At 61.0% G+C, this 24,220-nt stretch carries 20 protein-coding genes; 5 read left to right on the top strand and 15 right to left on the bottom strand.

Annotated features, from left to right (window positions below):
- Window positions 1–101: 101 nt before the first annotated feature.
- Window positions 102–2,183, top strand: coding sequence for an SMP-30/gluconolactonase/LRE family protein (locus tag AC1DQQ_RS08980; RefSeq protein WP_478044922.1), 2,082 nt, complete (start codon window positions 102–104; stop codon window positions 2,181–2,183).
- A gap of 200 nt (window positions 2,184–2,383) precedes the next feature.
- On the opposite strand, the gene AC1DQQ_RS08985 is transcribed toward AC1DQQ_RS08980, so the two are convergent.
- Window positions 2,384–3,490: a CDP-alcohol phosphatidyltransferase family protein gene (locus tag AC1DQQ_RS08985; protein ID WP_478044924.1), complete on the bottom strand. Its 1,107-nt coding sequence runs from the start codon at window positions 3,488–3,490 to the stop codon at window positions 2,384–2,386.
- Between the two features lie 157 nt (window positions 3,491–3,647).
- Between AC1DQQ_RS08985 and AC1DQQ_RS08990 the strand changes: the two genes are divergently transcribed.
- A complete protein-coding gene (locus tag AC1DQQ_RS08990) occupies window positions 3,648–4,523 on the top strand; it encodes a CDP-alcohol phosphatidyltransferase family protein (RefSeq protein ID WP_478044925.1) in 876 nt (291 codons plus the stop codon).
- On the opposite strand, the gene AC1DQQ_RS08995 is transcribed toward AC1DQQ_RS08990, so the two are convergent.
- A complete protein-coding gene (locus tag AC1DQQ_RS08995; RefSeq protein WP_478044927.1) occupies window positions 4,496–5,386 on the bottom strand; it encodes a glycosyltransferase family 4 protein in 891 nt (296 codons plus the stop codon). The genes AC1DQQ_RS08990 and AC1DQQ_RS08995 overlap by 28 nt on opposite strands.
- Window positions 5,387–5,981: 595 nt before the next feature.
- Here AC1DQQ_RS08995 and AC1DQQ_RS09000 point away from each other — a divergent pair.
- The 3 genes from AC1DQQ_RS09000 to AC1DQQ_RS09010 are packed head-to-tail and all read left to right on the top strand — an operon-like array spanning window position 5,982 to window position 8,948.
- A complete protein-coding gene (locus AC1DQQ_RS09000; protein ID WP_478030673.1) occupies window positions 5,982–7,079 on the top strand; it encodes an inositol-3-phosphate synthase in 1,098 nt (365 codons plus the stop codon).
- 43 nt (window positions 7,080–7,122) lie between these two features.
- Window positions 7,123–7,887, top strand: coding sequence for a phosphocholine cytidylyltransferase family protein (locus AC1DQQ_RS09005; protein ID WP_478044929.1), 765 nt, complete (start codon window positions 7,123–7,125; stop codon window positions 7,885–7,887).
- Window positions 7,884–8,948, top strand: a complete 1,065-nt coding sequence (locus tag AC1DQQ_RS09010) for a hypothetical protein (RefSeq protein WP_478044931.1) — start codon at window positions 7,884–7,886, stop codon at window positions 8,946–8,948. Before AC1DQQ_RS09005 ends, AC1DQQ_RS09010 begins: the two co-directional genes overlap by 4 nt.
- A 106-nt stretch (window positions 8,949–9,054) precedes the next feature.
- Here the strand turns inward: AC1DQQ_RS09010 and AC1DQQ_RS09015 are convergent, their stop codons facing one another.
- The 13 genes from AC1DQQ_RS09015 to AC1DQQ_RS09075 all read right to left on the bottom strand — a co-directional run bounded on the left by AC1DQQ_RS09015 (window position 9,055) and on the right by AC1DQQ_RS09075 (window position 24,174).
- Window positions 9,055–10,245 (bottom strand): FkbM family methyltransferase, encoded by a 1,191-nt coding sequence (locus AC1DQQ_RS09015; RefSeq protein WP_478040593.1) that lies wholly within the window; start codon window positions 10,243–10,245, stop codon window positions 9,055–9,057.
- 34 nt (window positions 10,246–10,279) lie between these two features.
- Window positions 10,280–11,392: an SAM-dependent methyltransferase gene (locus AC1DQQ_RS09020; protein ID WP_478039440.1), complete on the bottom strand. Its 1,113-nt coding sequence runs from the start codon at window positions 11,390–11,392 to the stop codon at window positions 10,280–10,282.
- A gap of 97 nt (window positions 11,393–11,489) precedes the next feature.
- Entirely contained in the window at window positions 11,490–12,644 is a 1,155-nt protein-coding gene (locus AC1DQQ_RS09025) for a polysaccharide biosynthesis/export family protein (RefSeq protein WP_478044933.1), read from the bottom strand.
- A 37-nt stretch (window positions 12,645–12,681) separates the two neighbouring features.
- Complete coding sequence (locus AC1DQQ_RS09030; protein ID WP_478044934.1) at window positions 12,682–13,272, bottom strand: ABC transporter ATP-binding protein; 591 nt, start codon at window positions 13,270–13,272, stop codon at window positions 12,682–12,684.
- Window positions 13,273–13,390: 118 nt separating this feature from the next.
- Entirely contained in the window at window positions 13,391–14,602 is a 1,212-nt protein-coding gene (locus AC1DQQ_RS09035) for a KpsE/RkpR family capsule polysaccharide export protein (protein WP_478039437.1), read from the bottom strand.
- Window positions 14,589–15,377, bottom strand: a complete 789-nt coding sequence (locus tag AC1DQQ_RS09040; RefSeq protein WP_478030684.1) for an ABC transporter permease — start codon at window positions 15,375–15,377, stop codon at window positions 14,589–14,591. Before AC1DQQ_RS09040 ends, AC1DQQ_RS09035 begins: the two co-directional genes overlap by 14 nt.
- A gap of 2 nt (window positions 15,378–15,379) precedes the next feature.
- A complete protein-coding gene (locus AC1DQQ_RS09045) occupies window positions 15,380–16,555 on the bottom strand; it encodes a KpsE/RkpR family capsule polysaccharide export protein (RefSeq protein ID WP_478030686.1) in 1,176 nt (391 codons plus the stop codon).
- A complete protein-coding gene (gene rfaD, locus AC1DQQ_RS09050) occupies window positions 16,552–17,523 on the bottom strand; it encodes an ADP-glyceromanno-heptose 6-epimerase (protein ID WP_478039435.1) in 972 nt (323 codons plus the stop codon). Before rfaD ends, AC1DQQ_RS09045 begins: the two co-directional genes overlap by 4 nt.
- A 54-nt stretch (window positions 17,524–17,577) precedes the next feature.
- Window positions 17,578–19,050 carry a D-glycero-beta-D-manno-heptose-7-phosphate kinase gene (rfaE1, locus tag AC1DQQ_RS09055; RefSeq protein ID WP_478039433.1) on the bottom strand — a complete coding sequence of 491 codons (1,473 nt, stop codon included), beginning with the start codon at window positions 19,048–19,050 and terminating at the stop codon, window positions 17,578–17,580.
- Between the two features lie 68 nt (window positions 19,051–19,118).
- Window positions 19,119–20,324, bottom strand: a complete 1,206-nt coding sequence (locus AC1DQQ_RS09060; protein WP_478040592.1) for an AGE family epimerase/isomerase — start codon at window positions 20,322–20,324, stop codon at window positions 19,119–19,121.
- A 108-nt stretch (window positions 20,325–20,432) separates the two neighbouring features.
- On the bottom strand, window positions 20,433–21,071 hold the full coding sequence (locus AC1DQQ_RS09065) for a D-glycero-alpha-D-manno-heptose-1,7-bisphosphate 7-phosphatase (protein WP_478030691.1): 639 nt from the start codon (window positions 21,069–21,071) through the stop codon (window positions 20,433–20,435).
- Window positions 21,068–22,789, bottom strand: coding sequence for a glycosyltransferase family 9 protein (locus AC1DQQ_RS09070; RefSeq protein ID WP_478044936.1), 1,722 nt, complete (start codon window positions 22,787–22,789; stop codon window positions 21,068–21,070). The genes AC1DQQ_RS09065 and AC1DQQ_RS09070 overlap by 4 nt, the downstream gene beginning before the upstream one ends.
- 2 nt (window positions 22,790–22,791) lie before the next feature.
- A complete protein-coding gene (locus AC1DQQ_RS09075; protein WP_478044938.1) occupies window positions 22,792–24,174 on the bottom strand; it encodes a glycosyltransferase family 4 protein in 1,383 nt (460 codons plus the stop codon).
- Between the last annotated feature and the right edge of the window lie 46 nt (window positions 24,175–24,220).

Genomic DNA, 24,220 nt, shown 5'->3' on the forward strand with positions numbered 1-24,220 from the left:
TCGCCGCTAGGTTGAAACGTTCAGCGGGATCGCGGATCGGGTGGTGAGCAATCGTTGCAACACTGTGGAGATGCCGGCCGGTTTGTTGCTAGGGCATCCGCATGCTCGTGAAATCGCCGCGCAAGGTCGCCATCTTTTTGGGTCTGATCGTCCTCGCGGCGGCGGGGAGCGTGGTTTGGCTTCTGATGACGCTGGGCTGGTTCACGCCGCCGCCGACGCGGTTCGGTTGGCCGGTCGCCATGACCAATGTCGCCGGCGAGGGAGTGCGAGGGCAGACCGACGGCGGCGCGGCAAAGGCGCGCTTCGGCGATCCCTTCGCGGTCGTCCTGGATGCGCGCGGTACTTTATTCGTGGCGGACGCCGGTGACACCGGCCGTATCCGCAAGATCGATCCCGACGGCAAGGTGACGACCTTGCCGGGATCGTTCGATACGCCATCCGGCCTTGCGCTCGACGCCGCTGGCAACCTCTTCGTTGCGGACACCGGCGCCAATACGATCCGCAAGATCAGTCCCGACGGGGTGGTGACGACACTCGCTGGAGACGGAGCGGCGGGGTATCGCGATGGCCCCGCTGCAACCGCGCGCTTCAATGGGCCGATCGGCGTGGCGGCCGATGACAAAGGTAATGTCTATGTCGCGGACAGCTATAACGACCGTATCCGCGTCATCACGCCGGAAGGCCGGGTGCGGACGCTGGCGGGCCAGGACGCGCCGGGCTTTGCCGATGGACAAAGCGCGGCCGCGGCGTTCGACACGCCAACCGGGATCGCGCTCGATCGGCACGGCGCGCTGCTCGTTGCCGATTCGGGCAACAATGCGATCCGTAAGGTCAAGAAGGACGGGCGGGTTTCGACGCTCGCCCGTACCGATCCCAATGACGGCGCCGGCCTGTTGCAAGGGATCATCGGACTGGCGCCGACCTGGGACGGGTTCGTCTATATCACTTCCTATCGCCGAGGGCGGATCGTCGAAATGTCGCCCGCGGGATCGCTGCGCGTGCTCGCCGGACCGGGATCGACAATTGACGGCAATGCCGCGCTGCCGCTAATCGGGCCGGCCGGGCTCGCGATCGATGGCGCGGGCGGTCTCTATATTGCCGACGCCTCGGCCTATGCCATTCGCAAGCTCAGTCCGCGCGTTGCCGGTACCGCCCCGATCCCTGCGGCCATTCCCGAACCCGTTGCCCCCGCGCTGGTCGCAAAGCCAGTCTTCCCCTGGCCGGTCGGTCCACAATTCGGCTGGCACGAGGTGGTCGGCGACATGGGTGAAGTGCGTGGCAATTATGACGGCGAAAGCCGCGACCACCTCCATGCCGGCCTGGATATCAGCGCGCCGGTCGGAGGGACGGTGCTCGCCACGGCGGACGAGACGGTGCGGGATCCGCTTCCCAATTGGGATGTCGAGGGTCTGAGCGAAGGCCTGCGCGTCGACCAGATGACCTATATCCACATGCGCGTCGGCCGCACCGCGACCGGCGTTCCGCTGGACACGAATCGGTTCCAGATCGTCCGCGACGGCGAAGGCCATGTCGTCCGGGTCCGGGTCAAGCGCGGCACTCGTTTCCAGGTCGGCGATCCGCTCGGCACGATCAACCGCATGGCGCATGTCCATCTCGAACTCGGGGCCGCGCGCGCCAAGGTCAATGCGCTGTTGCTGCACTTCCCCAATTTCGGCGATCACGTCGCGCCGCATATCGACGACATCTATGTGCTCGATGCCAATGGTCAGCGCCTCAGCGAAAAGCAGGATGGCCGGCTGATCGTTCCCGCCGCAGGCGGCGCGGTCGGGATCGTTGCCGACGCATGGGACCAAGTCGACGAGAATGCCGCGCGCCGCCGTCTCGGTCTCTATGCGGCAGGCTTCCAGATCCTGAAACAAGACGGCACGCCGGTGGCCGGGTTCGAACGGCCGCGCATCACGATCGAGTTCGATCGCATGCCGACCGCGCCTTTGGCGGCGAAAATCGCCTACGCGCCGTCCAGCGGCGATACCGTCCATAGCGACCAGCGGACGCGCTTTCTCTACGTCGTCACCAATGTTGTGCGACATGGCCGCGTCAGTCCCGGCGGCTGGAACCCGGCGGATGTCGCTCCCGGCAATTACACGATCCGTATCCATGCTGCGGACCGCGCCGGAAACGTCGCATCCGCCGGGCGCGATCTGCCGATCACGATCCGCTGAAGCTGGACACCGGCCGGATGTGGAGCGCGGCCGCGGCGCGCTCCACGATCTCGATCAATAATCCATCGTCGGCATCGGCGCGGCCTTTTCCTCCCTCGGCAGCTCGGCGACCAAAACTTCGGTCGTGATCAGCAACGACGTCACCGACGCGGCGTCCTGCAGCGCCGTCCGCACCACCTATTCGCGTAGGGCGTTCTCGCTCATGCTGGTTCTTTGTGAGTTCGTAGAAGTACCGATAAGGTAATAGCCAGCCAGATTGTCGCGGCAATTGCGAAGATGATTAGCGTTTCGGAAGCCAATCCCAACAGGATAGAAACGGCGCCGGCAGCCGCGAAGAAGTCCCGCATCGTTATCCAGGTCAGCACTTGCATGAGCCGCGACGGCTTTGCGCGAAAATGATCCTTTACCGCATCGAAAGTGAAGGGTCCGCCTCTTAAATGCGCGCGTCGGCCGATCAGGATTAGTCCCAACGTCAGCATCGCAAGACCTTCCGCGCCCGCGGCGGCGGCGATGTGCCGGCCTTGGATCCCCAGATTGATCGTCAGTCCCGCAATGAAGGCGAGGTTTGTGGCGGCATCCGTAACACTGTCGAGCATCGCGCCCTTCGCCGACGTTCGAAAAGTAGCGCGCGCAATCTCGCCGTCGACGCCATCGAAGATTGACGCCGCCTGGAACAGCACAGCGCCCCAGATCAAGCCCATTGAATGGCCCAGGAACAAGCAGGCCGCCATCGCAATGCCGAGTGCCGCCGTACCGAAGGTGGCATGCAGCGGCGTGATGCCGGGCACGCATAGCAGAACTCGGCTGATGGTCCGGGAAATCGGACGGTTGATCGTGCGCGATACGATGCCGTCGCTCGGTTTTGCCGTTGCGAGCAAGATCTCCCCGCTCCGTCTGTTCAATTCGGCAAGGGATTTCCTCACCGAGCCGGGGTCGGCCATGTGGGCCAGATCAAATTGATCACGGCAGATCCCGGGCAATGCCGCGAGCGGATTTGTTATCGCTGCTATAATGTCGGGCGCACGCGAAAGCGCTTCGCCGCGCAGATAAAGCGCGTCGGAGAGCGGGCCTAACAGGCAAGCGTCGGCAATAGTCCAGGTGCAGTCGGGCGCGAGTCGTTTTAGTTCCGCTTCGCATCGGGCATTCGGGCTCCAGCCGCCGGGCACAGCGATAATGCATCGCCCGATCGCGTCGATCTCGCGGCCCGCCAGCGAAACCTCCCGCGCGGCACGGGCAGCCGCCGGTACGCCGGCGACGAGATAATTGGCGGTATCCGCTCGTGAAAACACGAGCACCAGACTGGTCACGGTGCGAGGAGCTCCGAAAAAGAATGCGCCGACGCTATTCCCGTCGGGCGAACTCTTATGCAAGTGGAGAAAGGTGCCGATGCGATTGATTCAGAGGGTATAAAATGTCGCGGCAGATATTTGTGGGGACAATAGGCGAAAAGAAGGCGCGAATCCGATGAGCCGCCCATCGCGTCCGCGCGAGTTGCAGGATGCGCTGAACTACCATCTATACCACCCGCTCGCCTGGTGGCTCGCTCGGCGGCTCGCTAGGACACCGATCACGCCGAACATGATTTCGGTCGCTGGGGGCCTGTGCATCGTAGCCGCAGCGATCGCCTATACCCGGCTGGCCTGGCCGTTATCCGCGGCCCTCGGGTTGCTATTTCACATGGCCTGGCATGTCCTGGACGGCGCCGATGGCGACGTCGCGCGTCTCACCGGACGGAGCGGACCGATCGGGGAAGTGATCGACGGCATTTGCGACTATGCAGGGCATGTCGTCCTGTATCTCGCGCTGGGCGCAATGCTGCAGAGAGCGATCGGCCCAATTGCCTGGATGCCGGCGATTGCCGCAGGGATGAGCCGCATCCTGCAGGCCAATCATTTTGAGGTCGAGCGGCGTCAGTATCAATGGTGGGTGTATGCCGTGCCCTGGTTGCGCAATGCGCCCCGCGGCGAATTCCGTAACAAAGGCGGTTTGTTCGTTCTGGGCGCAGCTTATCTGGCGGTGGCAAACAGTGTGGCTCCTACATCGAGACGGATCGACGACGCCATCGAAGCCGCCGCAAACGATCCCGCGGCGCTGGAGAAAATTCGTTCGGTCGTGCGCGGACAGTTCCTCAAGCCCTTGGCCGAGTTGCAACTGCTCGGCGCGAATCAGCGAACGTTGATGCTCGGCCTTTCCATGCTCTTTGGGTCACCGATCTATTATTTCCTCTATGAATCGATAATCCTGAACCTACTGCTGTTCCGGTCGATCGGCCGCTGTAGGACCGCGACGATCCGCGTTGACGCTCTGATCGGTCAACCGCGCGCCAGCGTTTTGCGATAAACGTCCAGATTGGCCCTGGCGAAATCGCGCCAGCTCAGTTCGGCGGCGCGTGCCAGACCGCGTTCGCGCATTTGGCGCGCCTGCCCGGGATCCTCGGCGATACGCCGGAGCGCCCCGGCAATCTCCAGCGGATTGCGCGGATCGACCAGGATGGCGGCACCTCCGGTGGTTTCCGGCATTGCCGAACAATTGCTCGTGACGACCGGGCAGCCACACGCCATCGCCTCGGCAAGCGGGTTGCCAAATCCTTCACATAGCGACGGGTGGAGCAACGCAAGCGCGGCGGAATAGAGATGCACGAGTTCCTCGCGATCGATCTTTCCCAGCAAGTGCACCCTCCCCGAAATGCCGAGTGATTGGGCGAGCCGTAACAGCCGCCCGGTGCCCCGGCTCATTCGTTGCACGAGGACAATGTCGATCTCATCACGGTCAGCAAAGGCCGCGGCGAAGGCGCGGAGAGCGCCTTCATGATTTTTGTAGGGCGCGAACTGACCGACCGTCAGTACAAAGCGCTTCCCCGCAGGCAATCCGAGCGACGCGAGCAGCGTCGGATCTGGGTCGACCGGGCGAAACGCCGGCGAAACGCCCGATCGCGTCACCGCGATCCGATCCGCAGCATCCGGCAACCAAGCGGCGATGGCATCCCGGCTTGCCGCGCTGACCGTCATGATCGCCGCCGAGTAGCGCAGGGCGCGATCGATTCCGCGGGTATAGAAAGTTCGTTTGACTGGTGCGAACATCCCGGAAGCGCACCATTCCGGATTCGAAAGCCACATGATGTCGTGAACGGTCGTGACGCACGGCATCGAAAGGCGACCGGGCATGATGTTGAAAGGAGCATGGAACAGGTCGACGCCCGACAAATCGGCGCAACGCGACATCCACCATAAGGTGGCGGGGCCGTTGGCGGCTTGTCGGACAATTATCTCGCGGACATTCTCTGCCATGCTGAGCCGCTTTGCAGAAGGATTGCGGAGCAGCAGGAATCGAAGGTCAGGGGCAAGACCCGGCAGGAAGTCGACCAGACCTTGCACCACCTCGCCAATGCCGCTGGGACGCGGCCCGATATACCGGCAGTCGATGCAGACGGTCGTCATGCGGCACGGATAATGGATCGGGGTTGCTCTCTCATCGGTCCCAGCCAGGCTGCTCGCCGACGAAGCGATGCTTTACCATTTTGGGGAGCCGTAAACGCATCAGGGACGAACCACGAAAACACTCCCTAGCCCGCCGTCTTTCCTAGCCGATGGGCTCGCGGCCATTGGCCAGCGAAAATGCGCCGCGGCGATGCCGCAATAGGTGGAAAATATCCCATCCGCAAAGCCCAACCGTGCCTGTGATTGGATAACCTGCGAAAATGGATGGAATTTCCGTTCCCTGGCAAACTTACTCTGGTATCAACGAGCAGGTCGTCCTACCCGCGCCGAGATTTGAAGGCGAGTAAATGAGTGAGGTAAAATGAAATCGATTCGCGTCGCGCTTGTCGGCATCGGAAATTGCGCAAGCTCGCTGGTACAGGGGGTATATCATTACCGGGGCGATGCGTCGCGGGGACTAATCCATGAGACGATCGGGCGGTACGGTGCGGGTGACGTGCAGTTCGTGCTCGGCATCGATGTCGACGCCCGCAAGGTAGGCAAGGACATTGCGGAGGCGATTTACGCCGCGCCCAACAACACCACGGTGTTCAATCCCGATGTGCCGTTGACGGGCGCGACGGTGATCCGTGGACGCGCGCTTGACGGCGTCGCTCCGCATATGACCACAGCCGGGGAGCGCGGGTTCGTGCTCGCCGATGGACCGGATGCCACCAAGGAAGGCATCGTCGAGGCGCTGAGGCAATCCAACGCGGAGATACTCGTCAACTTCCTGCCCGTCGGATCGCAGGATGCTACTGAATTCTATATGGAATGCGCCCTTGAGGCAGGTTTGGCGGTCGTCAATTGCATGCCCGTCTTCATCGCCAGCGACCCCTATTGGGAGGCTCGTTTCGCTGAGCGCAGGCTTCCGATCGTCGGTGACGACATCAAGGCGCAGGTTGGCGCGACGATCGTCCACCGCGCGCTCTCAAGCCTGTTCACCGCCCGGGGCGTGACCGTTCAGCGCACTTATCAGATCAACACCGGCGGCAATACCGACTTCATGAACATGCTGGATCGTCAACGCCTCACCAGCAAGAAACTATCCAAGACCGAAGCCGTACAGGCCGCGCTTGCCGAACGGCTGGAAGACGAAAACATTCTGATCGGTCCGTCCGAATACGTGCCGTGGCAGAAGGACAACAAGGTCTGCTTCCTCCGGGTCGAGGGTACGCAATGGGGCGATGTGCCCTTCAACGTCGAAGTGCGGCTGTCCGTGGAAGACAGCCCGAACGCCGCGGCGTGCGTGATCGATGCTATCCGTTGCTGCAAGATCGCGCTCGAGCGCGGCGAAGGCGGCGTGCTGATCGCGCCCTCGGCCTATTTCTGCAAGCATCCGCCGCAGCAATTCAATGACGAAGTCGCGGGCCGCATGCTCGACGCCTACATCGTCGAAGTCGCGCGCGCCGTGGGCTGATGCCCGAGCCGATACCTGTTGCCGATCTCCGGATGATGCTTCGATGGACGCGCTGATCATCGCGGCCGGCTTCGGCAGCAGACTGCGTTCCGTTTCCGACTCCAAGCCGCTGACCCCGATATTGGGAGTGGCGCTGCTGGAACTCGGCATCCGGCAGGCGGCAAGTGCAGGCGCGCAGCGCGCCGTCGTCGTGACCGGACATGGCGCTGACGCGGTCGAGGCGGCTCTGCCCGCCTTTGCGCGCGGCGCGGGAATTCCGGTGATCGCGCAGCGGGTCGAGGATTGGTCGTTACCCAATGGCTATTCGGTGATGGCGGGTGCCGCGCGCATCGAGGGCAATTATCTGCTGATGATGGCGGACCATCTTTTTACGCGATCGATCCTCGCCGATCTGGTCGGTCGGGGCGGAACCGATCGCGACGTGACGCTGGCGATAGATCGCCGGGTCGACAGTCCCCTGGTCGATCCGGAGGATGCCACCTGGGTCAGGCTGGATGAGCGTGGGTTCATTACGGCGATCGGCAAAACGGTTTCGCCATATGATGCGGTGGACTGCGGTGCGTTCCTGGCGACGCCGGCGCTGTCGTCCGCGATTGCCGAGGCGATTGCGGCCGGCCGGCCGGGCAGCCTCTCCGACGGCATGCAGCGATTGGCGGACCGTGGGCGAGCGGCGACGATGGAGATCGACGGAGCCTGGTGGCTCGACGTGGATGATCCGCGCGCGTTGACGATTGCCGAAGCCGAGGCGCCGGCGCGCTTGGCCGATCTCTATGCGGACCGCGCGATTGCTGCGACGGGCTGTCCATGACCGTCGAGCTTGACCCAGCCCTCAGCGAGCCGGTGACCGCACTTTCGCCGCTTTCGTCCAAAAGCAATCACCTGGCCCTGGTCGGTGGGCTGCCGTGCTCGGCGACCTATTTCGCCGCCGAACTCTGCCGCGACCTGTTGTCGCGCAAATACGGCGCGTGCGAAGTGATCCCGCTCAACGATCTCGGCGAAGCGACGCTCGAAAAGATCGCATCCGCCAGCCATCCCGCCATGTTTCTCTCGGAAGTTCCCGACGCCGCCGTCGCCGAGGCGATCGGTCGGTTCGACTTTCCCGTGCTTATAATCGACCAGAGTTTCTCCGAAGCAAGCCTGGATTTCATTGCGGCGCGCGACGCGAAGCTGCTCGATACGGTGCGGACGATGGCCCGTGCGCAGATCGGTTTGGATGCATTGCTTGAGATCCCGCGGAGCGAGTTGCTGGCGGCGAGCCATCGGGAACCCGTTTCGGCTCTCGCCGGACGCATCGCGGCCATTTGCAATGTCGACCCGGCAATGTGTCAGGCGATGATCGATGAACGCGATCTCCATCGCCCGCTGCGCGATGTTCTCGCTTCGCATTTCAACTACGAACGGCAACAACCTTCCGAGGAGGTTACCGAGCTATTATGCCGACTTGATCGCTTCTACAGCTTTCATTCCGAGCGGCGCGATCCGGCATGGCACCTTCCACTCGAACTGTTGATTGAGGCGGCGCCCCCTTATTTGCCCGCGACCCATCCGTTCGACCTGCTCGGCCCCGCGCGGTGTTTGAGTATCGGACCATATCTCCATTTGCCCAGGGGCGACTGGAAGAGCGTTCTCACCTTCTCCTCGTCGGACAACCGATCGACGAACGTGATTGGCTTCGATGTTACCGCTGATGAGCAAATCAAGCTGGAGGAAAATTTCGAAATAGAAGTTGATGGTAAGTTCTCTATCGAGTTTCGGTTCAAAATAGACGATCCATATTATCCGTTCGAGTTCCGAAGCCATTTACGCCGCGGGTCGATCGAGGGAGGGCTAAAGTTGCACTCGCTTGCCCTGGAGCGCTACAGCCAGTGATGCCGATAGAACTATCGAACAGTTCTCCAGCGCATCATGAGCGCGCGGGGCGCACATCCATGTTGTTCGCGCCGGGTTCATGCGTGCCGTCGAGAAGGATTTGACGTTACTCAATCCGCTCGACGATCATTCTTTTCAGGTCCAATTGCTCGAGATCGTCGCGCTTGCGCAACACGATTTCGAAAGCCTCGACCGGGCGGGGCAGCGTGAAGTTGATTTTGCTATCCCAATGCGAAAGCGTTTTCGACAAAATGATCGAATGACCGAAATCGGTCGTGATCGACAAATCCGCGGTGCCGATCGCATCGGCATCGATCCTCAGCGTGTAATTTCCTGCAGGCAAGCTCACATAAGGCCCGAAAAACAAACTGGGCTCAGCAACGTCAGGGTGATCCGCGCGGCGATATCGGAAGGTGCCGTCCGAACGAAGCAAGGCTCCGTCGCCTTCCGCGAAGACAGCGTGATAGTGCAACCCTGCAGGCTTGATCGACATTGCGGTCGGCGACTGCATTGCGTCATTTTCCGGTGTTCGGGTCGCTAGAAGATAGATGTTCCCCGTCGGAATTTCGCCCTCCGGGACGACCCGCAGCGTTCCGCTACCTTCGACGACGCACAGACCCAGACCAAGATGCCGGACAAATTCTACGACATTGCGTCCGTATTCGGTGATCTCGTTCGTGTTGGTATAATATTCGAGCAGAAGACGAATGTCAGGCGACCGCCTGATGGTTTTTTCCATACCCTTCAGAACAGGGAGTTCATGACTCTCAACGTCCACTTTGACGAAATTGGGATTGATGTCACTGGGCAGGAAATTGTCGATCGTAATCGAACGGACTTTGATGACCGTCTGGGTGTCGCTTGTGTCGCCCGGGTTGCGAATATGACCCGCACCAAGGTGCTCGGGATCGTATGCAAATTCCAATTCGCCATCCTGATCGGCGACGGCGAGGTTTTCCCAATGATATTGGGGTAACCAAATCAACCGGTTGGCCATCGCCGATCGGCGAAGAAATTTGTACGTATGCGGGTTGGCCTCGAACGCGAAGACCTCCCCTTTGCTCCCGATGATTTCGCTCGCGATCATCGAGTACAGGCCGAAATTCGCGCCGATATCAAGGAAAACGTCACCGGGCGAAAGGAAGCGTCGCATGACGGAAACCTCATGCGGTTCGACTGGATATCCCTGGATGTAGGTCAACGACTCCCACGATCGCGTATCCACGCAGATCAGGCTCGAAGAGCCGTGAAGCCTGGCCATACCAGTGGAATTTCCGAGGTAGTAATATTCATTCACCGCCAATGCCCCGACTCTTTATTAAGCAATGCGGTCATTGCTTAATCGCTATGATGCCGAAGCATGTCACGGGAATACCATCCGCAGTTAATTTGATGTGATTGGCATCCCCAACCCAGGCATTTGCTTGGGCAAAGTTCCAGTCATGCGGATAAGGCGCCACGTCGATAAATTTGTCCAGCGGCTTCGACCCTACGTCGAAGTTAAGCGGTGCCACCACGCAGCCTTTCGCTTCCAATCTACGCTTCATCTCTTCGAAGTGCCGGCGCTGGAACAGAACTGTATTCCAATTGTCCACCGTTTCCAGGTCGTTCATAAAATTGAACTCGGTCGTATGGACGGAGACGCCCCCCGGCTTCAGCACATCCACCGCCTTGTCGATGAAATCGATGCCGGTTTCGATAGAGCCCAGATGTTCAAAGGCGCAGATCGACCAGCAGAAATCATAGTCGCGCAAGTGATCAGGAATTTTCGTCATGTCGACATACTGGAAATCGACCAGTTTATCGAAAGTGGCACGGTCGAGAAATTCGGATCGGAACGCCCTATCGACACTGGCATGTTGATCTGTTGCGACCCAACCCGCAGCGCGCTCGTCGGTGGGTTCAAGGTCAGTAACGGTGACCTCGCATCCCTTCGAAGCGAGATACGACGGCAATGGTTCCTCCCCGCAGCCGAAGCCAAGCCCGCGCCGTCCGGGCTGCATATTGCCGGTCTGCCAGATGACCTGAAGCACGTAGGCCAGCTCCCAGATTTTTCGATGCATGACATGCGTAACGCGGAGCTCAGAGGACCAATGGCGCGTCCAGTTCGCCTCCAAATCGGCCTGGGTCGACGGTTTAGATTCGAGGTCGACGTCAAATGGTCCGTTACTCGGCAACGGTGGCAGTGCTTCCGCGAGCGTTTTTGCTAATTCATAACCGAAAAATTTCATGTTGAACTTCATGGCGCTGAAGTCACGCAGAAGCTCGGTCAGAGCGTTGATATTAGGATGTCCCTCGGCGTTCGTAAGGCTGAGCAACTCCGGCAATTGGTCACGAACAGAAGGCACTGATTCGGAAGGCAACTCCGGCCGTGCACCGACTTTCTCTGGGGATTGCGGAGGCGTTTGAGTGCGTCGCGCGAAGGGGTTTTGGGGAAGCGACATACAATATTACTCCATTAGTATTCAAAAAAAAGAAGAAGAGAGCAAGATATAAGAACGGAATTTTCGATGCACACGAATACCGTTTGGTATAACTAAATTAATTCGTCACCTGCCTCGCGATCACGATCGGCGTGAACACCTGCCCAATAATCTGCAGCAGCTTCGCTGGCTGGTTCGCTTCCGCGCCAGCGACGTAGAGCACGTCCTTGTCAGTCAGAAAGAATTGCTGGGCGAGAAAATAGGAGGCGGGTTTCAACATGTTGAAGTGATAGACCATCGGACGCTCGGTCCCGTTCTCCCCGCTCTTTTCGAACCGGAAGATAAACACCGCGGCGGGGTCGGCGAGATTCTCATTGGGTCCGCCCGACAATGCCAGAGCCTGAACTAGCGAAAAGCGCCGCAACGGAAGATCATATTGGTTGACCTTGTTCGCGCTGCCCAGAACCGAATAGCTGCGCGGCTGGCGGATCAGCTCGACCCGGTCGCCCGGCTGCATCGCCATGCCGCCGATATTGGCATAAGTCAGATTCTCGAACGGTACGTCACTGATCGTGCCCTGGCGGTTGATCTGGACGAGGATGTCCGCCGCCGAACCGCGATGCCCGCCGGCCAGGTTGATGATGTCGAGCAGCTTCTCATGAGCGCCGCTCAGCCGGACCCGGCCGGGGCTGCCGATCTCGCCGCCGACGATCACCGAACTGCCGTTCGCAGCTTCCAGGCGGACGATGACCTGCGGGTTTTCGGATTTTCCACGCAGGCTGGCTTCGACATCACGCGCCAATTGCGTTGGCGTGCGTCCCGCTGCCCGTATCGTGCCGGTATAGGGCAGGCGAATCTGGCCATTCTCATCTACCTCGATCGGCCCGACCCGCTGCTCCTTGGCCGCCGGGTCGAACGCGCTCCCCGGTGCCGACCCGCCACCGGAAAAGACGCGCGCGCCAACCTCGTAATAGATGACACTGATCACATCGCCCGGCGCAATCGCGCCGACATCTTGTGCCCCAACCGCCGGTAGCGGCGCATAATCGGGCGCGGCCGGCAGCGGCGGGAGCGCAGCGCCTGTATCCACTTCCACCACGGTGAACGCCCCCCGCTCGCCAGCGCGGGTAATCGTCTTGCCGATCGGACCGGCTTGCGGAAGCGCGGCGCAACCGCTCATCATCGTCAAGCAGGCGCAGGCCACGGCCTTGGTCATTTTGCTGCGGTTGGCCCGGCGCATCATTTTCTCCTGCAGTCCTTCAACGGTGCGCACGAACCCGGCTCCTCGCCCGTCGGCATCTCGGTAATCATCAGAGGGTGGCATAAATGTTGATCGCCAGATCGAGATCTTCGAATTCGCGGCCGTGGCCATTTTTGAGCACCAGCGCCGAGCTGCAATATTCCCGAATGATGCCAGTGTCATGGCTGACAAGGATCATCGCCGCGTCGCGCCGGTCCCGGAACAACGCGTCGTGGCACTTCTGGTGGAAGCGCTGGTCGCCGACGGCAATGACCTCGTCGATCAGGAAACAGTCGAAATCGATCGCGAGAGTCAGAGCGAACGCCAGACGCGCACGCATGCCGGACGAGTAATATTTCACCGGGAGCAGCAGGTTTTTTCCCAATTCGGCAAAATCGTCGACCCGCTCGATCGTCTCCTCGATCGGATGATTATAGATCCGCGCGATGAACCGGATGTTGTCCAACCCGGTCATGCTCACTTCGAAGCCACCGCCAAATGCCAGCGGCCACGACATCGACATGCCGCGACGGATCTCACCGGTCGTGGGCCGCTCGACACCGCCGATGATCTTGACCAGCGTCGACTTCCCGGCGCCGTTACGGCCGAGCACCGCGAGCTTCTGACCTCGCGCGATCGTGAAGTCGATATCGGTAAGCACCTTTTTCGGCCCAGTGGGCGTCTCGTAAATCTTGCTGATCCGACGCGCGGTTATCGCACCGTCGCGCCGCTTGGGAGCGACGGGTTTTTCCCGAGGCGGGATGAGAAGGTCCGGCAAACTAGTCATGGTCGAGAAACAATTCCGAAAGCGAGCGGACGATCCACAGCACGCCAAGAGCGAGCGCCATGGTGATCAGCAAATTGACCAAACCCCGCGGATACCGAGGCTCATCGGGAAGATTGGGTTGCGAAATGCGTTCCACATATAATTGCGTCCGCCCTGCGCTCGCCCGTGCGCTGGCAAGCGCCAGGCTGGCCGCCAGCAGGTGCTTTTCGGCGATGTCACGCTTGGCATTCAATTCCTCGTACGGGCGGGTCCGCTCGGCTAGCGAGCCAGGAGCGCCTGCCGACGCATATATCTGCCGCGACAATTCGGCCTCGAGCGCGGCGCGACGGGCGCGCAACTGGCCCATCGCGGGGCTGTTCGGAGCGACGCGCATCGTCTGAGCGAGCTCGACATTGCTCCGCGCCAGTTCGCTGGCGACGCCCGACGAATTCTTGATCGCGGCGCCAGCCTCCAACTTGGGTTCGAGCAGCCGAAGGTCGTTGCGCGTGCGGTTGAGCTGGTCCAGCGTGCTCGTCAGCGACGCGTTGGCGGTGTCGACCTCCTTTTCCGCGGAGGTGACGAGGCTGGCCCTTGCCCGGTCATTGAGCGCGTTCACCATTTGCTCGGACGCCTGCATCACGCGGAGGGCGATGGCCTGAGCCTCGCCGGGAGAGAAGGCTTGGACCTCGACATGGGTGATATTGGTCGATTGATCGAACGACGCGCGAACATAATGCTGAAAATGACGGTATAGATCTTCCCGGCTATGCCCGGAGACAAAGGACGGAAACGCGGAAAAGACATCGATGCCCTTCGCGGCGAACATGCGCGTTATGAGGCCATCGCGATCGATCAGGGCCAACATGTCGCGGGACCCCACGAATGACACGATCGCTTCGCTATTGTCGCTTCCGCCGCCGGTCGCGGCAACGTTCAGAATGCTGAAGCGCTCGTGCGAACTGTCGAGCGAGCGGACGACATAACTGAACTCGGAGCTGTAGCGCGGGGTCGCAATCACGAAATTGTACAGCGCCGCCCCCAGCGCCACGACCAGAAACACACCCAACAGGAAGAGGTCGCGACGGCGCGCGGTCACGTCCTCGCGATCGTCGATGCCCTGGGCCCCTTCTAGGAGCACCAGCTGACGATGGTGTTTGACGGTGTCCGACGTCTCGTCCGTCACTTTAGGGTTTCCAGCTCGCATCGTGGCGTCATTCCAGCTCAATATGCCGCTGCGCCTTGAGCACCAACACCCACCCGATGGCATTCACCGCGATCACCCACACGACGACGTAGCCAACGTCCCACGTCGTCGGCACGTCGGCACCGAAATAGCCCGCCCTGAACATCTCGATTATGTTCACGAGCGGCGAATAGGACACGATCATCTGCAACGACGCCGGCAGCCAATAGACCATGTAGAACACGCCGGTGAGGGGCAGGATCAGGTACATGATCGGCTGGACCACGCGGTCGAACGCGTCCGAAAAATGCGCCAAGGCGGTGATGATCATCGCCACCCCGAACGAAAACGCGCACATCAGCGTCCAGGCGCTCAGCAGAATGAGATAGTCGTCCACGGGCTGAATCACGTCGAGCAACGCCAATGGGATATAGGCGACGAAGAACGAGATGATCGTCCCGATACTCTCGAGCAAACCACGCGCCACGAGTATGTCGGCCGGCTTGACGTTCCGGTGAAACAACAATCCCGAGCCGTGTCGGAATGCGTGCGTCAGGCGCGCCACCATATGTCGCCACAGCGTCAGATAAGTATATCCGGTGAGCACGAGCGGGATCACACGGACGCCGTGATTGCGCTCGCCGTAGATGAACGACCAGGAGATCATCACGCCGAGCGTGAGCATCAGCGGCTCGATCACCTGCCACAAAAAGCCGATATTGTGGTGGCCGAAACGCGCCATCAGTTCGCGGATCAGCAGCGCGTTGATAGTCCGCGCCTTTTTCCGGAGCCGGGGGAAAGAGAGAGAAGCCGCCATCGCTAATTCAAATTCAAATGTTCGCGGCTGCCCGAGAGCAGAAGGTAAAGGATGAGGAAGGCCCAGAACGACAGCAACGCGGCCGTCATTATGTAGCGCAACCTGCGCGGCTCCTGAGGGTCGTCCGACAGGTTCGGCCGCGCGATCAATTCGATGAAGACCTGCTGGCGATCCGCTTCCGAGCGTGCGGTATCGAATTGCTTCTGCGCGGCTTCATAGGCCTTTTCGGCCAATTCGCGTTCGACTTGCTGCTGTTCGTAATCGCCCAGCTTGCCGGACAGAGACCCTTGCCGGCCGGTCAATTGGTTCTGTTGCGCCGTCACTTGCCCGGCAAGTGCGGCGATGCGCTGGCGCAGCGCCGGAATCGATGGATTGCCGGGCGCCCGCGCCACCATGGTCTGCAGGGTGACCCGCAATTGGGCAAGTTCCTGCTGAAGCGAAGAGCTGCGATCGACCGTGGCGCCCGCGCTCTGCTGCGGATCGACGGTACCGGCAATCTCGCGAGCGCGAGTGACATCCACCGTCGCCTGGGCCAGTCGGCGTGCCGCGTCGTCCATCGCCCGTTGGGAATCGGCCAGGCTGTCGCGCCGCGCCCGGACATTGAGCTGGTTGACCCGAGCTTCGCTCAGCGCGACGATCCGATCGAGCAGCGCCTTGGCGTCTTCCGGTCGATAGGCGCTGACCTTCACCGCCGTAATCCCGCTTTCGGGGTCCTTCTCGACCGCGACTTGTCGGATGAAATAGCGGAACAACGCTTCGTCGGACTTCGCCCTACCCGATAGACCGCCGACACGGCTGAAAATGTCGGCGCCAGGGCGCGAATAGACGGCGGGAATGTCGATCTGCTTTTCGATCGCCTGCATCACATCGCGCGAATGGATGTAATCGGCGATCGCGAATGCATCGTCATTGGCGCGCGTGATGCCGAAATCCTGCAGGTACGCGGCCGCGCCCTGCGATGCTGGCTTGTCGGCCGAGCGCACGATGAAGCGCGCTTCCGAAATATATCGATCCGATGCGACGAGCCCAAAATAGATGGCGGCCAACAATGTCGGAAGAATAAAGACCGCGACGAACAGGACGCGGCCGTAATGCGCCGAGAGATAGGTGCGCAGTGGCCCGCGTTTTTCTTCCGTCGTGAAACGAAGCGATTGCAGTTTGGCTTGGCCGGCGCTCATTCGCTTTCCGCCGCGAGATATCGATAGGTCGCCGCCACGCCATCGCGCAGGCTCGTGGCGGGAATCGGTGCGCCGATTCCGGCGAGCTTCTCCATCCGTGCCTCGGTAAAATATTGGTATCGCCCGACCAGCGTCGGGGGCATATCGACGAATTCGACCGCCGGGTCGCGTTCCAACGCGGCGAACATGGCATCGCTCACGTCGAGCCATGTCCGCGCCTTGCCGGTACCCACATTGTAGAGATCCGCCGGAAATTCGTGGTCGAGCATCCAGGAAATCACTCCGACACAGTCGTCGACATAGACGAAGTCGCGCTTCTGTCCGCCATCGGGGTAATCCGGTCGATCGGAACGGAAAAGGCGAAGGCTTCCGCCATCGCGCAGCGAATCGAAATTGCTGGTCATCACCGACCGCATCGATCCCTTGTGCTGCTCGCGCGGGCCATAGACGTTGAAAAACTTCAACCCTGCCCAACGCGGCGGCGCTGCTTCGCCTCGGCGCACGATATCGAGGACCATGCGGTCGAAGGCGAGCTTGCTCCAACCATAGGGGTTCAGCGGACGCAATTGGCCGAGATGGGCGTCGTCGGAGCGATCGTCGAAACCGAAGCTGCCATCGCCATAGGTGGCAGCCGATGAGGCGTAGATGAAGGGGATGCCACGGCGGGCGCAGAAGGCCCAAAGCGTACGGCTCAGGTGGAGGTTGGTTCGTACGATAAGATCGACGTCCCGCTCGGTCGTCGCGCTTATCGCGCCCATATGGACGACGCTCGACAGCGCGGGCCCGTGCTCGGCCAGGAACGCGTCAAGCTCCTCGGGGAAGACATAGTGATCGACCCGTGCATGACGGAGATTCTTCCACTTGTCGTCGGCGCTGAACCTGTCCAGCACCGCGATGGGCTCGCGTCCCTGCAAAGCGACGGCGATATTCGCGCCGATGAAGCCCGCGCCCCCCGTAATTAGAATCATGACCGACCGTTACCTGTTCTCGTGTACGCGCGACTCAACATGCAATTCAGGCCTTCAGATTCGGTAGGACGGCGCCAATTCCCCGCGAATGCGTTTGACCGCGCGCGTGGTGGAAAGCCCAGGGATCAGGTCGATCAGGTGCACCCGGCCGCCGGCAGACTTGACCTCATGAGCCCCCACTACCGCATCTTCGCTATAGTCGGCACCCTTGATCAGTTCGGTCGGCATCAAGGTCTTGATCAAGTTCAGCGGCGTGTCTTCGTCGAAGACCACGACCAGATCGACCGCGTCGATCGCCGCCAGCACCTGCGCGCGCGATGACTCGGGCTGGATCGGCCGGTCGGGCCCCTTCAACCGCGACACCGACGCGTCACTGTTGAGCCCCACGACCAAACGATCGCATCGAGCACGCGATTGCCGCAGGATCTCGATGTGACCGGCATGCACGATGTCGAAACAGCCGTTGGTGAAGCCGACACGCAGCCCTTCGAGTTTCCAGTGCGCCACCTGCATCGCGGCGTCCTCTTGGCTGCAGACCGCCCCGATCCGGGGATCGCCCACCGCATGGACGGCCCGGGTCAGTTCGAGACGGTTCAATGTAGCGGTGCCGAGCTTGCGCACGACGGCGCCGGCACCGGCATTGGCCAGCATCACGCACTCGTCCATCGGCAAGCCCGCCGCGATGCCCGCGGCAAAAATCGCCAGCGCGGTGTCTCCCGCGCCGGAGACATCGTACACTTCCGTCGCGGTAGCGTGAAAATGCTGCATTTCCATGTTCGGTCTGAACAGGGCCATGCCATCTTCGGAGAGTGTGAGCAGAATTGCCGACCCCGTCGCCTCCATGGCCTTATCGGCCGCTACACGGCTTGACGAAAGGTCACGGCAAGGCCTGCCGACATAGGCTGCGAGTTCGGCCCGGTTCGGCTTGATGACGGTGGCGCCCGCATAGACCCCGAAATCGCGCCGTTTGGGGTCGACTATGACCGGAATGCCGGCCTCGCGGCAGCGGGAAATCACGTGCCGAAGCACTCGATCGCTGAGGACCCCTTTCGCATAGTCCGAGATCGCAACCGCCGTATAGCCCAGGATGACCTCGTCAAATCGCTCGATGATCGATGCCTCGAGCTCGGCATCGATGGGCGTCGCATCTTCTTCGTCGCACCGCAGGAGTTGGTGGCTACCGCTGACGAGCCGCGTTTTTTGGGTCGTCATGCGGGTCGGCGCAGTGACCAACAACTCAGGGTTCGCCCCCACCTTCTCGATCAACCGCCGGCAATGCCGACCCGGTTCATCCTCTCCCACCACCGCGATCAGTCCGCAGGCGCAGTCCAAGGCGGCGAGATTCGCCAGCACGTTGCCGGCTCCGCCGAGCATCGCCTGCTCGCTGGAAACATGCATGACAGGCACTGGCGCTTCCGGGGAAATCCGGTTGACCGACCCATAGCGGAATTTGTCGAGCATGATGTCGCCGATCACGAGCACGCGCGCGCCGTCGAACGAGAAGTGCTGGGGCAGGTACGTCGACATATCAGCTCTCGTTACGCCATCAGATGCGGGATTCTCGGCGGTGCCGCCGACCGGAGTGAACCGCGCTGTTACCATGGAAGCCCGCTGAATTGCGGGTGACCCCCGCGATCGCGGAGCAATTCGGAAAAGCCAAAAAACAGATGGTAGAGCGTGGACGCGGGCACATGGTCGCCTTTCGGTCGATAGCCCTGCGCTTCGACACAATCGATCCACATCCCATCCTGGAGTCCGGCCATGATATCGTCCGCTGGCGACCTCAGGAAATATGACCAGATACGGTTGATGTTTGTTTCGATCGCCGCCTCATTGAAGCCGGGCCGGCTTCCTCTGAGTTCGCGCATGGCGATTTGGGCCTTCAGAAATTCGGTGTTCGGCCAGGCGCGCAGGTCGGTTCCGAGCGATTCCCCCGTGGACGAGACGGCAGCAAGGACCAGCCCCGTGCGGACGTCATGGCCGTGGCGAAGGGCGAAATCGAATAGTCGGTCAGCGATCGCAAAAGCCCGCGGTTGATCTGCAAGGGCGCTGTACCGGTGGAGGAGCCAGACCCATTCGTAATGATGGCCAGGCTCCACGAGCACGGCCCCGTCAGTTGCGATCGGCCGCCATTCGTCATCGAAAAATTCGGCCAGCGTGTCCGTGCCACGGTCGATCAGCACGTCTTCCGCCAGCGCGAACAACTCGTCGGCCAGGGCGCGGAATGCCGGTCGCGCCGAAAATGCTGTGAGGAAGATCGCGGCTTCGAAAAGGTGCATGTGCGGGTTCTGTTCGTGCCGGCCCGTGCCGCCCGCCCTTGCCTCGAAACCCCGTCCGGAGGGACTGGCGAGGTGTTCCCGAAGATGCGCGATCGATTGCTCGGCCACGGAGAGAGCGATTTCGTCACCGGAATAGCGATACCACCATGCCATCGCGAAGAGGCCGAACGCGATGTCGTACAAGTCCGCCGTTGAATCGAGCACTGCCCCGTCCGGACCAAGCCGACAATGGAACTGGCCGGCGTCCACACCGTGATCCATCAGCGCACGGGCAGCACGCGGAGCCGCTGCGGCAGCCGAGGGGCTCCCACCGATCGCGGCATGGCTCAAGACATATGTCTGCCGCGCCATAACGCGGACGCGGCGAAAGCCGGGCTCGACGGGACGACCCGACCAGTCGAACCGCTCGACCACCGGTAATTTCGCAGGTTGAAGCAAACGCTCATAGTCGAAAAGCTGGAGCCAGACCCGCGGGTCGAAGGGCGTGCCGATATCGGCGTGGCGCAAATTTTCTGCGTACATCACGTCACTTATCTCTGCTTTTGGCGACTCGTGGGGTCCGCGCAGTTAGACCGGGCGGCACAGCCAAGTCCAGATAAGTCGCCAAACGCGGGGGCAATACGACGAGCATCATGCGAGGTCCTCTGGCGAGATAGCGGCTATGCTCGAAACGAACCGCACGTGCGGCATAGCTCCCCCCGCTTTCTGGTCCGCGACCCATTGCTCCACCGCATCGCGTTCACTCGCGCCGTGTCCCGTCAGAACGTGTATCGCGACGCCGACGCCGGCGTTTGCCGCGGCCATGATGTCGGTCAGGCTGTCGCCCACCATCACGGATCGGGTAAGATCCAACCGCAGATGCTCTGCGGCGGCCGTTATCATGCCCCCATTTGGTTTGCGCCAGTCATGGTCGCCGCCATATTGTCCTTCGCCTTCGGGATGATAGGGGCAGGCATAGGTCGCGTTGACAAATCCTCGACCCAGTTGCTCCCGGGTCGCCGCATCCACCGCATTGTACTGCTCCGGACTGATCAGCCCTCGCGCAACGCCGGATTGATTGGTGACGATGACCACCGCGAAGCCGGCACTATGGAATGCATTGATCGCGTCGGTCGCCCCGGGGATCGGGGAGACCGCATCGGCGTCCGAAAGGTAGGGGACATTTTCGATGATCGTTCCGTCGCGATCGAGGAACAGCGCCCGCGAATCCGCCGCCGGTTGCGTCGCGATCTGCACCCATGGCTTCAGAGCATCATCCAGGTCCGTCATCGCGGCGATCCGATTGCTTTTGCCGTCGCGTCGAGCACTTCTTCGGCTGTGATGGCCGCAAGGCATGGGCTGAGCGAGCGCTGTCCGGTAATTCGACAAGGGATGTCCTCATTGCGCCAGCAAGGGACGCATCCGAAGATTTGAGGCTTCCACAAAATTGTTACATCGCGATGATGCCTGGTAAAGGTTCGCGCGTCGGTCGGGCCAAAAAGCGCGATGGTCGGGATGTGATGTGCAGCAGCTGCGTGGAGAAACGCACTATCCACGCAGACCATGGCATCTAGCCGCGAGACAAGTGCCAGAGAATTGGCAAGAGCCGTACCCGCGGTAGTGGCGACGCCCGGCCCCTGGGGCAGTCCGTCGGCGACATGATGGAAGATCAGGACATCATAATGCACCGCCAATGCCGCGATGATCCCGCGGATATTGGGGTGATCCTTGTAGCTGTCGCGTGAATAGGGCTGAACACCCACGATGGGCCGCGCGCCCAGATCTCTTTCGGCCAAGAACGCGTCGCAAAAAGCTTCCCGCTCCGCATCAACGAACTGATCGATATGCCAGCCCTGCTTCTGCAATTCGGACGACCGAATTCCCATCGCTCGCGCGAAAATCTCTACCCGGCCTCGCTTCACGAAAGGACGTGTGCGGCTTTCATACTGGCCTGCGGGGCAAAAACTCAGGTTCACGAACCGCCGATAGGCAGAGATATCGATTGCCGGTCCGTCGATATCGATCAGTCGGACGTGCGGATTGTTGGCGAAAACCGGAAAGAACTTCCGCGGGATGGCGAAATCCACCGCGACCTTTTCCCGCTCGGCCAGCGCCGCCAGGCCGGGGGCCATCATCAGCAAATCGCCGATTCCGCCCATTCCGCGAGTGATGAGGGTTTTTCCCGCCTGGTTCATTCGTAGCGAGAAGGGTGCATTGCGACCAGGCGCGCGGCGCAGGGTCAGGTAGCCCAACGTCATCAGCCCGAGATAGAGGTTCCGCCTTAAGAAGGCCGAGACGTTGCTTCGAATCCCGATATGACCACGTATAGCCCGCAAATACCCAGCGGTTGCCCACCGGATCAGCCGCAACCTGAAGGGCGCGGCGCCCTCTGAGCGCTCGTTGTTGACATAAGGCGCCATCCTTTTCGCCACGGCGGCTGTGGACGGCCCTTTCGCCTGCGCCAACAACCAAGCGCCGAAGGCAATGAAGGAGAGCGGCTGCTCTGCAACTGAGCCCCGTTGCAAATGGGCTTGCCCGAACAATTCGACCAATTCGATGCAATGCCCGAGGTTATTTTCGACCGCATAGGGGCGGAGAGCGAGGTGGGAGACGAGCTCAATCACCCGTTCGATCCGGCCCATGAACAGAAGAACTTTACCGTGCAACACCAGCACCGCGGCTGCCTCGCTCGGATAGATGGAGCGGCAAAAGGCGTGAAAGGCGCCGATCAATTCCTCGAATCGTTCGGTGATCCTGACATCGCACGTCCGGAATTGTGGCCGGCACTGCTCGAAAAACTCGTCGAGCGATCTCGTGATCCGGGCGCAGTCGCTCGGACGGATAACCGGATACCCCGAAACCGTTGCACCCTGTTCGCGCAAATTATCGAATAGGCGCTCGATCCTGCGGAATTCGGAAAACGCGTTCTCGTCGAGAAATTCGGCGAAGAAACGAGCCAGCAGGTCCGCGCCTTCGGCGCGATCGTGAATGTGGGTCATGATATCCATGGTCAGGAGCCCAGCGACCAGGCCGCTTGTGCACGCGTCTCGATCCACTGTTGATCAAGTCGCACTCGTGATCGCTCGATCTTTGCCGGCTCAGAAGTCGCCTGAGTAAAAAGGTGAAGCGGGCTCATCGCAGCTCGGCGGTCGTCCGGCGGCTTTCTGAAATTGCGCCCATTCGGACCAGCGGCAGCCAAGCTCGGCAACCTGCGACCGGCGCCATGGCGCGGCAATGTTTCGAGCCACGCCTCCACTTGCGCGAAATGGTCCGTCCAGGTTGGCGCCCGATAGTCACGCAAAAGGCGATATTGACGACTGCGATCCGGCCCGTTGTCCAGGAATCCCGTGATCGTCTGCTCCCATGCCATTGCATCGAGCGGGTCCAGCAACGTGGGGATGCCAGCGCCGATCTCGCGGAAGCATGGCAAGTCGCTGGCGATCACGGGAGTGCCGATTTGCAACGCCTCGATTATCGGCAGGCCGAAACCCTCGGCGAACGACGGCATCAACAGGGCTCGTGCAGCGCCGATCCAACGCCCCAGTTCCTCATCGGAACAATATGGCAGGGTGATCACATGATCTTGGATGGCTGTGCATCGCTCGATCATATTTTCGACATGGCTCGCCTGGGCACCCTTTTGGCCGATAATCACCAGCCGTGGCGCGGCAGCGCCCAAACGTTCCACCAGCCTGCGCCAAATCTGAAGCAGGAGGTAATGATTCTTGCGCGCCTCGATTGTCCCCACACACACGAAATAAGAGTGCGCCGCGAACGGTAACGCATCGGGCTTTTCGATCCGCGCGCCGCCGAGCCAGACCGGAATGACGGGCGGGAGGCGCAGACCCTCCGCGACAGCAAAGCGCTCCAAATCCCGCGCCGATGCGTTCGAATTCGTAATGATGCCGGCGGCATGATTGAGTGCATTGGTCACGCGACCGCGATGACGGACGATCGAACTCGGGTTGCAGAATTCCGAATGCGTCAGGGGAATCAAGTCGTGGATTAGATAAATGGATCGCAACCCGCAGGTATCGATCCAGCGCATCGATCGATCGAGATCGATATCCGTATGCCCGACGTTGATGTAATAGGCGCCATCACAGTTCAGTACGGATTGCGAATCGCTCAACGCCTTGGGCGCGAGCGCCAGCAACCTTCTTCTGAAATTCTCACCATCATCATCATCATCGAGAAGGATTTTGAACAGCGCGTCGGAATGGCCGGCCGAAAGAAAACGAGCGACGCCGCGATATTGAACCACCGCCTGCGAGCGATCTCCGAAGTATTCCAGATATGCGCGGCAAACGCGGTCTATGCCCGTCGCCAAGCGTCGCGACCAACTGCGCCAAACCAGGCGACTCACGTCAAGAGCAAATTCCCGTTCCAGCATGCAGTCCGCCTCGATACGCCACTACGTCAACATACCCGCGACCAAC

The organism is Sphingomonas sp. P4_G3 (assembly GCF_056401105.1).

Bases quoted from the DNA above. Each gene is read 5' to 3' on its own strand.
- AC1DQQ_RS08980 (WP_478044922.1), top strand. From the start codon at position 102: ATGCTCGTGAAATCGCCGCGCAAGGTCGCCATCTTTTTGGGTCTGATC.
- AC1DQQ_RS08990 (WP_478044925.1), top strand. From the start codon at position 3,648: ATGAGCCGCCCATCGCGTCCGCGCGAGTTGCAGGATGCGCTGAACTAC.
- AC1DQQ_RS09000 (WP_478030673.1), top strand. From the start codon at position 5,982: ATGAAATCGATTCGCGTCGCGCTTGTCGGCATCGGAAATTGCGCAAGC.
- AC1DQQ_RS09005 (WP_478044929.1), top strand. From the start codon at position 7,123: ATGGACGCGCTGATCATCGCGGCCGGCTTCGGCAGCAGACTGCGTTCC.
- AC1DQQ_RS09010 (WP_478044931.1), top strand. From the start codon at position 7,884: ATGACCGTCGAGCTTGACCCAGCCCTCAGCGAGCCGGTGACCGCACTT.
- AC1DQQ_RS09020 (WP_478039440.1), bottom strand. From the start codon at position 11,392: ATGTCGCTTCCCCAAAACCCCTTCGCGCGACGCACTCAAACGCCTCCG.
- AC1DQQ_RS09040 (WP_478030684.1), bottom strand. From the start codon at position 15,377: ATGGCGGCTTCTCTCTCTTTCCCCCGGCTCCGGAAAAAGGCGCGGACT.
- AC1DQQ_RS09045 (WP_478030686.1), bottom strand. From the start codon at position 16,555: ATGAGCGCCGGCCAAGCCAAACTGCAATCGCTTCGTTTCACGACGGAA.
- rfaD (WP_478039435.1), bottom strand. From the start codon at position 17,523: ATGATTCTAATTACGGGGGGCGCGGGCTTCATCGGCGCGAATATCGCC.
- rfaE1 (WP_478039433.1), bottom strand. From the start codon at position 19,050: ATGTCGACGTACCTGCCCCAGCACTTCTCGTTCGACGGCGCGCGCGTG.
- AC1DQQ_RS09060 (WP_478040592.1), bottom strand. From the start codon at position 20,324: ATGTACGCAGAAAATTTGCGCCACGCCGATATCGGCACGCCCTTCGAC.
- AC1DQQ_RS09065 (WP_478030691.1), bottom strand. From the start codon at position 21,071: ATGACGGACCTGGATGATGCTCTGAAGCCATGGGTGCAGATCGCGACG.
- AC1DQQ_RS09070 (WP_478044936.1), bottom strand. From the start codon at position 22,789: ATGGATATCATGACCCACATTCACGATCGCGCCGAAGGCGCGGACCTG.
- AC1DQQ_RS09075 (WP_478044938.1), bottom strand. From the start codon at position 24,174: ATGCTGGAACGGGAATTTGCTCTTGACGTGAGTCGCCTGGTTTGGCGC.